Origin of the sequence: Kitasatospora sp. NPDC058162 (assembly GCF_042884005.1) — a bacterium.
GTDB lineage: Bacteria > Actinomycetota > Actinomycetes > Streptomycetales > Streptomycetaceae > Kitasatospora.
Genome location: NZ_JBHVUS010000006.1, coordinates 172,783 through 185,438, shown reverse-complemented (window position 1 = coordinate 185,438; position 12,656 = coordinate 172,783). Strand labels below are relative to the sequence as shown.

General features: G+C 76.1%; 9 protein-coding genes. 1 reads left to right on the top strand and 8 read right to left on the bottom strand.

Translation table 11 applies throughout. The features are described from left to right. Positions 1–10: 10 nt before the first annotated feature. From ACFVXG_RS14635 to ACFVXG_RS14610, 6 genes are all read right to left on the bottom strand, one after another. Complete coding sequence (locus ACFVXG_RS14635) at positions 11–1,717, bottom strand: class I adenylate-forming enzyme family protein (RefSeq protein WP_387927471.1); 1,707 nt, start codon at positions 1,715–1,717, stop codon at positions 11–13. 131 nt (positions 1,718–1,848) lie between these two features. Then, positions 1,849–3,213: a flavin monoamine oxidase family protein gene (locus ACFVXG_RS14630; protein ID WP_387927469.1), complete on the bottom strand. Its 1,365-nt coding sequence runs from the start codon at positions 3,211–3,213 to the stop codon at positions 1,849–1,851. 206 nt (positions 3,214–3,419) lie between these two features. Then, complete coding sequence (locus ACFVXG_RS14625) at positions 3,420–3,662, bottom strand: phosphopantetheine-binding protein (RefSeq protein ID WP_387927467.1); 243 nt, start codon at positions 3,660–3,662, stop codon at positions 3,420–3,422. After that, positions 3,652–5,226 (bottom strand): AMP-binding protein, encoded by a 1,575-nt coding sequence (locus tag ACFVXG_RS14620; RefSeq protein ID WP_387927465.1) that lies wholly within the window; start codon positions 5,224–5,226, stop codon positions 3,652–3,654. The genes ACFVXG_RS14625 and ACFVXG_RS14620 overlap by 11 nt, the downstream gene beginning before the upstream one ends. 179 nt (positions 5,227–5,405) lie before the next feature. Beyond that, on the bottom strand, positions 5,406–6,680 hold the full coding sequence (locus tag ACFVXG_RS14615) for a hypothetical protein (protein WP_387927463.1): 1,275 nt from the start codon (positions 6,678–6,680) through the stop codon (positions 5,406–5,408). Positions 6,681–6,854: 174 nt separating this feature from the next. Continuing rightward, the gene (locus ACFVXG_RS14610; RefSeq protein ID WP_387927844.1) at positions 6,855–8,567 is read right to left on the bottom strand and encodes a GAF domain-containing protein; all 1,713 of its coding nucleotides are present in this window, start codon (positions 8,565–8,567) and stop codon (positions 6,855–6,857) included. Positions 8,568–8,891: 324 nt separating this feature from the next. Between ACFVXG_RS14610 and ACFVXG_RS14605 the strand changes: the two genes are divergently transcribed. Beyond that, complete coding sequence (locus tag ACFVXG_RS14605; RefSeq protein ID WP_387927461.1) at positions 8,892–9,749, top strand: universal stress protein; 858 nt, start codon at positions 8,892–8,894, stop codon at positions 9,747–9,749. Positions 9,750–9,918: 169 nt separating this feature from the next. Here ACFVXG_RS14605 and ACFVXG_RS14600 read toward each other — a convergent pair whose 3' ends face one another. Continuing rightward, positions 9,919–10,416, bottom strand: coding sequence for a copper chaperone PCu(A)C (locus ACFVXG_RS14600; protein WP_387927459.1), 498 nt, complete (start codon positions 10,414–10,416; stop codon positions 9,919–9,921). After that, a complete protein-coding gene (locus ACFVXG_RS14595; protein ID WP_387927843.1) occupies positions 10,413–12,644 on the bottom strand; it encodes a heavy metal translocating P-type ATPase in 2,232 nt (743 codons plus the stop codon). The genes ACFVXG_RS14600 and ACFVXG_RS14595 overlap by 4 nt, the downstream gene beginning before the upstream one ends. Between the last annotated feature and the right edge of the window lie 12 nt (positions 12,645–12,656).

Genomic DNA, 12,656 nt, shown 5'->3' with positions numbered 1-12,656 from the left:
CCATGGCGGTCTACTGGCCGGTGAGGAGGGTGGCGTAGCGGGTGCGCAGCTCGCGCTTGAGCACCTTGCCGGTCGGGCCGAGCGGGAAGTCCTCCGCCGTGCGGGCGATCCGGACGGCGGCGAGAGCGGGCAGCCCGGCCGCGGCCAGTGCCGCGTTGGCGGCGGCCCGTACCGCATCGGCCTCGGTTTCGGTCGCGTCCTGCTGCAACTGCACGACGGCGATGGGGTGTTGGCCGGTGCCGGGGCCGGCCGGGACGCCGACGACCGCGCAGTCCCGGACGAGGTCCGCGCAGTCGGCCAGCAGTACCTCCTCGATCGGCAGGCTGTAGACCGGGCCGGAGGCGGTGTCGATGACGTCCACCGTGCGGTCGAGGTGGTGGAAGCGGCCCTCGGTGTCGCGGCGGGCGACGTCGCCGGTGAGCCAGTAGCCGGCCAGTTCGAAGCTCGCGGTCAGCCGCTCGTCGTGCCAGTAGCCCGGGGTCAGCGACGGCGTGTCGACGGCCAGCAACCCCACGGTGCCGTCCGGGAGTTCGGTGCCGTCGTGGTCCAGCACGGCGGCCCGGCGGACCACTTCGAGCGGCTTGCCGACGCAGCGGTCGTCCCGGCCGCTCTCCGGTGTGCTGACCTGCCCGAACAGGGCCATGCCCATCTCGGAGGAGCCCAGGCCGTCGATGAACTGCGAACCGGGCAGGGCGGGTTGCTCGGCCCGCTCGCTCGGCAGCAGCCAGGGCCGGATCAGTCCGGCGGGCCGCTCGCCGAGGGTGACCAGCCGGCGGATGTGCCCGTGGTGGGCGCTGTCGCCGGTGTTGAACCAGGAGTGCACCCGGGCCGCGCCGCGCACCGGCAGCTCCCCGGTGGCCAGTTCGACGAAGGTCCGCGGGAAGGAGGCGACCATGGTCGGCTGGAAGGCCTCCATCACCGGCTCCACCACGGCCCGGCGCCAGTCGGACATCACCACGGTCGGCAGCCCGAGCAGGACGGCGGTGAGGAAGTAACTGAGGCCGCCGGCGTGGGTGTGCGGCATCAGCGACATCAGCCGGTCGTACGGCTCGGCGGGGAAGCGCACCATGCGGGGCTGCTTGCCGTCCCAGAAGCCGCGGTGCGCCAGCATGGTCGACTTGGGGGTGCCGGTGGTGCCGGAGGAGTGGATCAGCGCCACCACGTCCTCGGCGGCGTGCCGGTGCGGGTGGCCGGCGGGCAGCTCGACGGCGGCCGCGTCGAAGGCGCGCACCTCGGCGGCGAGGGCGAGGAAGCGCGGGCGGCGCTGCGGGTCGCTGCGGTAGGCGGCGGCGAGCCGGGTGGTGTCGTCGGCGACCACGCCGACCACGCCGACGTGGTCCAGGTAGCGCACCATGACGTCGTGCCGCATCGCGTCGTTGACCGGCGCGGGGACGGCGCCGAGCGAGGTGAGCGCGAGGAAGTGCAGCAGCGGCTCCAGCCCCTCGCCGACCACCACGGCGACCGGCTCGCCGGGGCGCACCCCGTTGGCGTGGTACCAGGCGGCGTAGCGGTCGCGCAGGGCGACCAGGTCGAGCAGGCTGTGGCCGCGCAGCACCACCTCGCCGCGGTGGTCGGTGCGGTGGGTGAAGACGAACGGCACGGACCGGTGGGGGTTCGCCGCCACCGCGTGGTCGAGGAAGTTGCCGGCCCCGAGGTCGGGTTCGGTCATCAGTCGCTCGCGGGCGGCGAGGGGCGCGATGGGACTCTGGTCGCTCATGGCGGTCTCCGGACGTGGGGTGCCGGGCGCGCGGCCTCGTGGGCCGGGCGCCTGGGGGTGTGGTGGGGGGGTGCTGGACTTCTCGGGGGGAGGGGTGCGGGGTGAGGAGCGGGGGCGTGGGGGTACGGAGTTCAGCCGCGGGCGAGGACCTCGGCGACCACCCGGCGGCCGGAGCGGACCGCGCCCTCCATCAGGCCGAAGAACGCGGTGCTGGTCTCGGTGCCGGCCCAGTGCACCCGCCGGTGCGGCGCGGTCAGCGCCGGGCCGATCCGGGTCCAGTCGCCGGGCCCCAGCAGGGCGGCGTAGCAGCCCCGGCTGTACGGGTCGGCGAGCCAGTCGGTGATGTGGACGCCCTGCGGCTCGGGGAGCATCGGGAACAGTCGGCGGGCCTGGTCGACGGCCTCGGCGCGCTGCCGTTCGGGGGTGAGCGCGCCGAAGCGGTGGGCCTCCGCACCGGTGACGAAGCCGGTCAGGACGCCGATCCCGTCCTCGGGCGAGTCGTCCACGGTGGAGAGCAGCGGGCCCCGGGCGTTGACCGACCAGCCGGAGAGGCCGTGGTCGCGCCAGAGCGGCGCCGGGTAGACCAGGTGGACCTTGACCGCGCAGCCGCGGGCGGTGCGCTCCCCGGAACGCGGCTGTGGCAGGGCGGGCCGGTACTCGATCGCGTCGGCGAGCAGCGGCGGCAGCGCCAGCACCGCGACCTCGGCCCGGTACGTGCCCCGGTCGGTGTGCACGGTCACCGAGCGGTCGTCCTGGTGGACGGCCCGGACCGGCTCGCCCAGCCGGATCGCGGTGCCGAGCGGCGCGGCCAGCCGCTCGCACACCTGGTGGGCGCCGCCGGCGATCCGGTCCTGCTGGGCGCCGCCGGCGAAGGCGTTGAGGTAGCGCAGGCCGCCGCCGGAGCGCAGGTAGAAGGCGAGGTGCAGGACGGAGACGTCGGCCGGGTCGGCGGCGCACATCTCGCCGAGGAACAGCGGGAAGAACAGCCGGGCGTCCGGGTGGGTGAGGTGGCGCTCGGCCCACTCGGCGGCGGTCAGGGCGTCCAGCCGTTCGGCGTCCGGGGTGAGCCAGGGGGCGTCCGGCCGTACGGCGTCGGTGAGTTCGGCCAGGCGCTCGAAGAGGTCGCCGAGGGCGACGGCGTCGAGCGGGGGGAACCGGCCGTCCGAGGTGGCGGGTTGCTCGTCGGCGTCGGCGTCGGCGTCGGTGAGGGCGAAGCGGCTGGCGCCGAGCATCGTGGTGGGGGTGGTCTTGAGGCACAACTCGGCTGCCAGGGCGTGGAGTTCGGTGTGCCGGTCGCCGAGGTAGGCGGCGCCGGCGTCGATCCGGACGCCGGGGGCGGCCTCGATGCCGTGGGTGCGTCCGCCGACCCGCTCCCGGGCCTCCAGGACGGTGACGGCGAAGCCGTGGGCCGCCAGTCCGGTGGCCGCCGTGAGCCCGGCCAGGCCCGCGCCGACCACGACGGCGCTGCGTCCCGGGGTTCTAGGGCCCGTCGTCAAACTCCCGCCTGCGGGGCGGCGCCGGGGCACGCACCTCGCCGCGTTGTCGTCGGTCGCCGATGGCCCCCAGCCTGGCGGCTGGGAGGTGCCCCCACCGCATGGACTCCCTCCTCCGCCTTGCGATGCACGCACCCCAACGCCGCCCCGCCCGCCCTCCGGGCGGACGACGGGAGTTTGAAGACGGGCCCTGGGCCCGTCGTCCTCGTTCATGCCGCGGCCGCGATGCGTCTGGCCAGGCCGGCCGGGGTGGGGGCGAGCAGGAAGTCCTCGAAGGTCAGCTCGACGCCGTGGGCGCGGGCGACGGCGCTGAGCACCCGGGTCGCGACCAGGGAGTCCCCGCCGAGGTCGAAGAAGTCGGAGTCGGCGGTGACGTCCTCGCGTTCCAGGACGCGCCGGAAGACGGCCGCCAGGGCCTCCGCGGTGGCGGGGGTGGTGAGGTCAGTGCTCATGGGAGGTCTCCTTCGACCTGTCGGGGGGAGCCGCGTGGCGCAGGTGGCAGCCGGCCCGGTCGACCTTGCCGCTCGGGGTGTGCACCAGGGCGGGCACCAGGGTGATCCGGGCCGGCACGAGGTGGGCGGGCAGGCGCGCCCGCAGGTAGCGCAGTAGCTCGCGGTCCAACTGCCGGTCGCGGTCCGGTTCGTGAGTGCCGGCCGGCGGGCGGGCCACCACGTACGCGACCAGGGTGGTGCGGCCGGCCGCGGTGACGCCGGTGACGGCGGCCGCGGCGACGTCCGGGTGGCCGGTGAGGTGCGCCTCCACCTCGGCCGGGTCCACCCGGATCCCGCGGACCTTCAACTCGCCGTCCAGGCGCCCCCGGTGGGTGAGGTTGCCGTCCGGGTCGCGGCCCACCCGGTCGCCGGTGCGGAAGAACCGTCGGCCGTCGAGGGTGGTGAACCGGGCCGCGGTGGCCTCGGGCAGGCCGAGGTAGCCGAGCGCGAGGGCCGGGCCGCCGATCAGCAACTCGCCCTGCTCGTCGAGGTGTTCGACGACGTGCGGCAGGGCGCGGCCGATCGGCGCGGGGGTGGTGCCGTCCCAGGTCCGCCCGGGTGCCAGCGGACCGGCGAGGTCCACGGCGTGGGTGATCTGGGTGGTCTCGGTGCAGCCGTAGGTGTTCAGCAGCCGGATCCCGCCGGTCGGCAGCCGGGCCCAGTCGGCCAGTCGCGCGGGCGCGGCGGGCTCCCCGCCGATCACCAGCAGGCGCAGGCAGGAGGGCAGTCGGTCGCCGGAGTCGACCAGGTGGTGGACCAGTTCGTGCCAGAAGGCGGTGGGCAGGTCGAGGACGGTGATCCGCTCGCGCTCGACCAGCCGGAGGAACCGGGGGAAGGAGCCACTGTGGGCGTCCTCGTGGACGACGAGGGTCGCGCCGGTGGTGAGGGTGGGGAGGATCTCCTCGAAGCAGGTGTCCCAGTTGAGCGAGGCGAACTGGAGCACCCGGTCCTCGGGGGTGAGCCGGAACAGCCCGCCCAGCGCGTGGGCGGTGGCCGTGACGGCCCGGCGGGGGGTCAGGACGGGTTTCGGCTGCCCGGTCGAACCCGACGTGAAGAGAATGTAGGCCGGTTGTTCCGGGGCCGTCCCGGGCGGGTGCGCCGGGGGGCTGCCCGGGGGGTCCCCGGAGTTTTTCGACGGTTCCGGTAACTCCACTAATCGGATTGCGAGTCGGAGGAGGTCTCCGGAGCTTCCGGGCACCGCGGTACGGCACCCGGCGGCCGCTGCCATGGCTTGTCGGCGGGCCGCCGGGAATGCCGGGTCGACGGGGCAATAGGTGCCCCCGGCGGTCAGCACTCCGAGCAGTGCGACCACCGTTTCCGGCGCGTGGACGGCCGGCACGGCGACCGTGCCGGGCTCCGGGCCCAGGCGTGTGGCCAGGGCGTTCGCCGACTCCAGGAGTCGGCCGTAGGTCAGGGCGGGTCCGTGGTGGACGATCGCCGGACGGCGGGGATTTCGACGTGCGATATCTCTGAACACGTCAATCAGGTCGGGGGCGACCTGGGGGAAACCGTGGTTATTTGACATGCCCGCCCCAAATGCGCTGAGAACTGCTGAGAACTGCTCATCCGTGCTCGGCGAACGGCGACTCTACCTTCGAACATGCGTGGCGACAATGGATGTTGAGAGTGTTCTTCCAAGGCCTCGTGGTGGAACTGTGAATCGCTCCCGGCGGCCCGGTCGTTCGAGTAAGGACGGTGCGCCGGTCAGTGCGGGTCGCCCGCGATCCGACCCGCCAGGGCCCGTACGGTGGGCGGCAGTTCACGCAGCCGCAGGGCGAGCATCGGAAGCGCCAGGCCCAGGTAGACCCAGCTGAGGACCAGCCGGGAGGACTCGCCGGGCAGGGCGAACTGGGCGGCGAACAGGACGAGCAGCAGGGCGGCCTTCCAGGGGAGGAACCGCAGGTCGAGCAGGAGGACGACGGCGAGGACGGTCTGGGCGGCGGTCAGCAGCACCTCGTCCACCTGGCGTTCGACCAGGGGGAGCGAGGCGGGGCCGCCGCCCAGCAGGTGGGCCAGCGGCAGGCAGCCGATCAGCAGCGTCCACTGGTTGACCTTGCTGGAGAGCAGGGCGCCCAGGCCGTCGTCGCCGCGCAGCCGCCAGGCGAACACCACGGCGACGATCAGCTCGGGGGCCTCGGAGGCGAGCGGGGCGAGCCACTGCACCAGCAGGAAGCGGTCGATGCCGAGCGAGGAGCCGGCGTCCACCAGCGAGGTGGCGAAGGGCTCGGCGCAGGCGAAGACGACGGCCGCGGCCGCGACGAACACCAGGACGGTGACGGACCGTCGACGGGCCCTCGGCAGCAGCGCCAACCGGGCCGGGACGCCGACGAGTTCCTCCTCGTCGGTCTCGCTGCAGCGGCTGATCCGGAACAGGTAGTAGGCGTACCAGGCGATCAGCACCACCGCGAGCACCCAGGAGATCCGCCGCATCGCCGGCATCAGGAAGGCCACCAGCGCGGCGGCGCCCAGGAAGGAGGTGTCGATCCGGCGGTGCTCCCGCAGGACGATCCCCGGGACGACGCCGCGGCGCCGGGCCGCCAGGTAGGCGGCCAGGGCGACCAGCGGCCAGCCGACGCCGACCAGCAGCCGGTTGGCGCCGGTCATGTTGGCGGCCGCGTAGGCGGCGTACTCGGGGCGGGTGCCGGCCGTGTAGGCGAACCAGAGGTCGACGGCGTACTCGGGCAGCACCGCGATGAAGGCCAGCAGGGCGAGCGCCAGCGGACCGGAGATGTCCGCCCGGGCGGTCTCCGCCGCCCACATCAGCAGCAGCGCCGCCGACAGCACACCGAGGCCGAACAGCACCATGGACGGCACCGGCTCGGGGTGGATCCCGGCCAGCCGCAGCACCACCGCCGGCAGCGCGCCGACCGTGGCCGCCGCGAGCCGCAGCGCCGTCACCGACCCGCTGGGCGGCGGCGCGGACGGCACCTCGGCGGTGCCCGGGGGCGGGGTGGCGGTCGCGGGTGACTCGTGGGCCATCGGCCGTCCTCGTGCTCGACGCTCGGCGCACCGCGCGGCGGGAGCTCGGCGCAGCGCTCGGGGGACGCGAGCAGGCTAGGGGCGCGCTGGGGCGGTGCGGTTGCTACGGGGCTGGGGCGGCGGCGGAGTTCCCCCGTACGGCGGTGGGTGCGGCGCCGGGTACGGCGTCGCCGGTCACAGGCTGAGCGGGGCCTCCCACACCAGCCGGGTGCCCCCGCCCCCGCCGCCCCCGCCGTCCGCCGGGCCGTGGGTGAAGGCCCCGCCGACCCGCTCGGCGCGCTCGGCGAGGTTGCGCAGCCCGCTGCGCCGGTCGCCCGCGGGGATGCCCGTCCCGTCGTCCGCGACGGTGAGCACCACCCGCCCGGCCAGGGCGCGCAGGGTGACCTCGACCCGGGTGGCGCGGGCGTGCCGGGCGGCGTTGCTGAGCGCCTCCGCCAGGACGGCGACCACGTGTTCGGCCAGCTCCTGCGGGACGTCGGTGTCCAGCAGGCCCTCCAGGCTGAGCCGGGGCGCGAAGCCGAGCGGGCCCTGGGCCTCGGTGACGACCCGGGTGGCGCGGGCGCGCAGGCCGCGGTCGGGTTCGCTGTGGGCGCGCAGGCCGAAGATGGTCGAGCGGATGATCTTGATGGTCTCGTCCAGGTCCGCCACCGCGCGGGCGACCCGGTCGGCGGCGGCCGGGCTCTCGATCAGCCGGCCCGCGCTCTGCAGGGTCATCCCGGTGGCGAAGAGCCGCTGGATGGCCAGGTCGTGCAAGTCCCGGGCGATCCGGTCGCGGTCCTCCAGCAGGGTCAACTGCTCGGCGTCGCGCCGCCGTTCGGCCAGCTCCAGGGCGAGCGCCGCCTGGTCGGCGAAGCCCAGCAGCGGGCCGGTCTCCTCCGGCCCGAAGGCGGGCTGCCCCTGCGCCCGGGCCAGCAGCAGCACGCCCCGCCCGTAGCCGGGGCCGGTGCCCAGCGGCACCGCGACGGCCGGGCCCAGCCCGTCGAAGCGGCCCGCCGGGCCGGCCGGGAAGCGGGCGTCGCAGGCCAGTTCGTCGCTGGTGGCCGGCGAGCCGGAGGCGTACGCGGCGCCGGAGAGCGTGCCGTCCACCGGCACCGTCACCCCCAGCCGGGCGGCGGGCTCGGCGCCGAGCGCGACCTCCACCGCCAGCTCCTCGGCCCGCTCCTCCGGCCCGGCCAGCGCCACCGAGACGTCCGCCAGCTCGGCGCCGGCGATCTCCCGGGCCCGCCGGGCGATCAGTTCGACCACCTCCAGGCGCGGCGCGCCCGACAGCAGGCTGCGGGTGATCTCGGTGCTCGCCCGAAGCCAGCGCTGGCGCAGCTGCGCCTCCTCGTACAGCCGGGCGTTGTCGATGGCGACCCCGGCGGCGACCGCCAGGGTGGCGATCACCGCCTCGTCGTCCTCGTCGAAGTCCAGCCCGCCGCGCTTGTCGGTGAGGTAGAGGTTGCCGAACACCTCGCCGTGGATCCGCACCGGCACCCCCAGGAAGGTGTGCATCGGCGGGTGGCCGGCCGGGAAGCCGACCGAGGCGGGGTGGTCGGACAGCACCGGGCAGCGCAGCGGCTGCGGGTGGCGGATCAGTTCGCCGAGGATGCCCCGGCCGGAGGGCGGCGGGCCGATCTCCTCGATCTCCGCGTCGGACAGACCGACCGTCAGGAACTGGGACAGGGTGTGCCCGTCCGGCCCGATCACGCCCAGCGCGCCGTAGCGGGCGTCGACCAGGTCCACCGCGGCCTCCACGATCCGGTGCAGCGCCTGGCCGAGGTCCAGCTCGCGGCCGACCGCGAGCACCGCCTCCAGCAGGCTGTGCACCCGGTTCTGGGTGCCGCGCGCCGCGTCGATCCGCCACTGGAGCTCCTCCAGCAGCTCGTCCAGGCGCAGCCGGGGCATCCGTGCGCCGCCACCCGCCGCGCTGCCGTCCGCTCCGCCCACCGCTGTCCTCCTCGTCCGCGCCCTGCCCCGCCACCCCTCGCCGGCAGGCCCGGCCAGGGGCCGTCCGACCAGCGGGTATTCCGTGTCCACACGGTAGTGCCCGGGTGTCGGCGGGGTGTCGGCCGGGGTCGCCCGTAGTCTTCCGGCCGGGGGTCTTTCGTCCCGTGGGCGGGGGGCTTGCGGCCTCTGGCGGCGCGCCGCCGGGGGACGACAGGGTGGGAGCAGAGCGGACGGGGCGTCAGCGCGCACCGTTCCCGGTGCCGAAACAGTGGAGGAACCGTCATGACGTCAACCGTGGTGGCCGGGGTCGACGGCTCGCCGGAGAGCACCGCCGCCGCCCAGTGGGCGGCCGAGGAGGCGGGGCGCCGCGGGGCGTCGCTGCGACTGGTGCACGCCTGGCCGTGGCTGACCGACGGGGTCGCCGCCTACGCCGAGCCGGACGACCTGCCGGCCGCCGCCCAGCGCACCCTGGCCGAGGCCGCCGAGGCGGTCCGCCGGGGCCACCCGGAGCTGGCCGTGCACACCGACGCGGTGCTGGACTCCCCGGTGGACGGTCTGGTGGCGGCCGCCGCGGAGGCCGAGCTGCTGGTGCTCGGCTCGCGCGGACGCGGCGGCTTCGCCGGGCTGCTGCTCGGCTCGGTCAGCATGGCGGTGGCCGGGCGCAGCGGCACGCCGGTGGTCGTGGTGCGGGAGACCGGGCAGGGCGATCGGCCTTCGGGCGAGGTGGTGGTGGGCGTGGACGCCCACGCCCCCGAGGAGGAGGTGCTCGACTTCGCCTTCCGCGAGGCGGCGCTGCGCGGCGCCCGGGTCCGGGCGGTGCACGGCTGGGACCTGCCGCCGCTGTTCGGCTACGCGGGCGGGGCCGTACTGGCGGGGGAGGTCGACCAGTTGGAGGCGCTGGAGGCGAAGCTGCTGTCGCTGGCCCTGGCCGGGCCGCGCGAGCGGCACCCGGCGGTCGACGTGGTCGAGGACGTCCGGCTGGGCGCCGCGCGCGGCCTGGTGGAGGCCTCCGCCGGGGCCGGGCTGGTGGTCGTGGGCCGGCGCCGCCGCCCGGTCGAGTTCGGCCCCCGGCTCGGCGGGGTCGCCCACGCGGCGCTGCACCACGCCGAGGCGCCGGTGGCGGTCGTCCCGCACGGGTGAGGTACGGCCCGGCGGCGCGGCACCGGTGACCGTTACTCGCCCACTCGCCTCCGGGCGCTCTGACCCGGTGCCGACGGTCGGCGCTCCGGCGCTCGTACCTCGCTTGTCGCTTCTCCCTCTCGGCACCGGCGCGCCCTTCGGCTCGGGGCGGCGCCGCCGGGCCCGCCGCTCAGCGCGGGCGTTCGCCCGGTGGCAGCACCCGGGCGACCAGGCGCAGCGGCGGGCTGTGCCGGAAGGTGAGGGTGAAGCCCACCCACTGGCCGGCCTGCAGCGGGGGCGGGGCGGCGATCATCAGGTCGGCGTCCTCGGGGGACATCGCCAGTTCGCCCCGGGCGGGGACGGGCAGGCCGGAGACCGGCTCCCAGCGGCCCGCCGCGCCCTGGTGCAGATGCCGCTTGAGGGTGATCCCGCCGCCGAACTCCCAGTCGGCGCCGGTCAGTTCGTCGGGTACGTCGCCCGGGTTGCGGATCGTGAAGAAGGCCGCGGTGGCCGTGGCCGCGCCCGTCGTGGGCAGCAGCACCCACCCGTTGTCGGCCGTCACCGGGCGGGGGCCGACGCCGGCTCCGCCGACCGCCGTCCAGCCGGTGAGCAGGGCCAGTGCGAGCGCCGCCGCGCCGACCGGCGGGCCGACCACGGCGAGCCGGTCGAGCGTCCTGGATATCCTCACCGCAGGCCGCCCTTCGCCCGTCCGCCCCTGGCCCGTCCGCCCTTCATCCGGCCGCCGTTCGTCCGCCCGCGCCCCGGCTCCCAGGTGCGCAGCCGCAGGCTGTTGCCCACCACCAGCAGGGAGCTGAGCGACATCGCGACCGCCGCCAGCATCGGGTTCAGCAGCCCGACGGCCGCCAGCGGGATCAGCACCAGGTTGTAGCCGAAGGCCCAGAGCAGGTTGGCCCGGATGGTGGCGAGGGTCTGCCGGGCCAGCCGCACGGCGTCCACCACCGCCTCGATGTCGCCGCGCACCAGGGTCAGCCCGGCGGCGCCGATCGCGGCGTCGGAGCCGGAGGCCAGGGCCACCCCGAGGTCGGCCGAGGCCAGCGCGACCGCGTCGTTGACGCCGTCCCCGACCACCGCCACCGTCCGTCCGGCGGCGCGCAGTTCGGCCACCACCTCGGCCTTGCGCTCGGGCGAGGCCGAGTCGTGCACCCGCTCGATGCCCAGCTCGGCGGCGACGGCCCCGGCCGCGCCGGGGCCGTCGCCGGTCAGCAGGACGGTCTCCAGGCCCATCCCGCGCAGCCGGTGGAGTGCCCGCCAACTGCCGGAGCGCAGGGTGTCGCCGACGGCCAGTACGGCCGCGGCCCGTCCGTCCAGCTCCACCAGGACGGCGGTGCGGCCCGCCGTGCCGGCCGCGGTGACCGCCCCGGCGAGGTCCGGGGGCAGCGCGGCGCCGTCCGGCCGGACGGCCCGGACCGGGCGGCCCTCGACCGTCCCGGACACCCCGAGGCCGGTCGCGGCGGCGAAGCCGTCCACCGGCGGCAGGGCCCCGCACCGCTCCCGGGCGGCGGCCGCCACGGCCCGTCCGATCGGGTGCTCCGAGCGGTGCTCGACCGCGCCGACCAGCCGCAGCACCTCCTCCTCGGCGAGCCCCTCGGCCACCGTCACCGCCGCCAGTTCCATCCGGCCGGTGGTCAGCGTGCCGGTCTTGTCGACCACGACGGTGTCCACCCGGCGCAGGCTCTCCAGCACCTCCGGTCCGCGCACCAGTACGCCCAGTTCGGCGCCGCGCCCGGTGGCCGCCAGCAGCGCGGTCGGGGTGGCCAGGCCCAGCGCGCACGGGCAGGCCACCACCAGGACGGCGACCGCCGCCGTCACCGCCGCCTGCGGGGCCGCGCCCGCGCCCAGCCAGAAGCCGAGCACGCAGACGGCGACCGCCAGCACGCAGGGCACGAACACCCCGGCCACCGCGTCCGCCAGCCGCTGCGCCCGCGCCTTGCCGGCCTGGGCGTCGGCCACCAGGGCGGTGATCCTGGCCAGTTGGGTGTCCGCGCCGACCGCGGTGGCCCGTACCACCAGTGCGCCGCCGACGTTCACCGTGGCCCCGGCCACGGCGTCCCCGGGGCCGACCTCCACCGGTACGCTCTCCCCGGTCAGCAGGCTCAGGTCGAGCGCCGAACCGCCCTCCACCACGACCCCGTCGGTGGCCACCCGCTCGCCCGGCCGCACCACGAACTCCTGCCCGGGCAGCAGCAGTTCGACGGGGATCAGGCGCTCCTCGCCGTCCTCCGCCCGGACGCACACCTGCTTGGCGCCCAGCTCGGCCAGTGCCCGCAGCGCGGAGCCGCTGCGCCGGCGCACCCGGCCCTCCAGCAGCCGCCCGGCCAGCACGAACAGCGGCACGCCGACCGCCGCCTCCAGGTACACGTGCGCCGCGCCGCCGCCGTCGGCGGTCAGCGAGAACGGCATCCGCATGCCCAACTCCCCGGCCCCGCCGAGGAACAGCGCGTACGCGGACCAGCCGAAGGAGGCCGCCACCCCCAGGCTGACCAGGGTGTCCATGGTCGCGGCGGCATGCCGCAGCCCTTGCAGGGCCCGCCGGTGGAAGCCCGCCGAACCCCAGGTCACCACCGGCACGGCCAGCGCGAAGCACACCCACTGCCAGGCGGTGAACTGGAGCGCGGGCACCATCGACAGGGCCAGCACCGGGACGGCCAGCAGGGCGGTGACCAGCAGTCGCCACCGCTCGTCCGGTTCCTCCTCCGGCAACCCGCCGAGCACTCCGGACGCCGCCAACTCGGCGGTGTACCCGGCCCGTTCGACGGCCGTGACCAGCTCGTCCACGGACACCCCGGCCGGATGCAGCACCCGGGCCCGGCCGGTCGCCAGGTTCACCCCGGCCGTCACCCCGTCGATCCGGCCCAGCCGCTTCTCCACCCGGCCCACACAGGCCGCGCAGGTCATCCCGCCGACCGC

Bases quoted from the DNA above. Each gene is read 5' to 3' on its own strand.
- ACFVXG_RS14635 (WP_387927471.1), bottom strand. From the start codon at position 1,717: ATGAGCGACCAGAGTCCCATCGCGCCCCTCGCCGCCCGCGAGCGACTG.
- ACFVXG_RS14625 (WP_387927467.1), bottom strand. From the start codon at position 3,662: ATGAGCACTGACCTCACCACCCCCGCCACCGCGGAGGCCCTGGCGGCC.
- ACFVXG_RS14620 (WP_387927465.1), bottom strand. From the start codon at position 5,226: ATGTCAAATAACCACGGTTTCCCCCAGGTCGCCCCCGACCTGATTGAC.
- ACFVXG_RS14605 (WP_387927461.1), top strand. From the start codon at position 8,892: ATGACGTCAACCGTGGTGGCCGGGGTCGACGGCTCGCCGGAGAGCACC.
- ACFVXG_RS14610 (WP_387927844.1), bottom strand. From the start codon at position 8,567: ATGCCCCGGCTGCGCCTGGACGAGCTGCTGGAGGAGCTCCAGTGGCGG.
- ACFVXG_RS14615 (WP_387927463.1), bottom strand. From the start codon at position 6,680: ATGGCCCACGAGTCACCCGCGACCGCCACCCCGCCCCCGGGCACCGCC.
- ACFVXG_RS14595 (WP_387927843.1), bottom strand. From the start codon at position 12,644: ATGACCTGCGCGGCCTGTGTGGGCCGGGTGGAGAAGCGGCTGGGCCGG.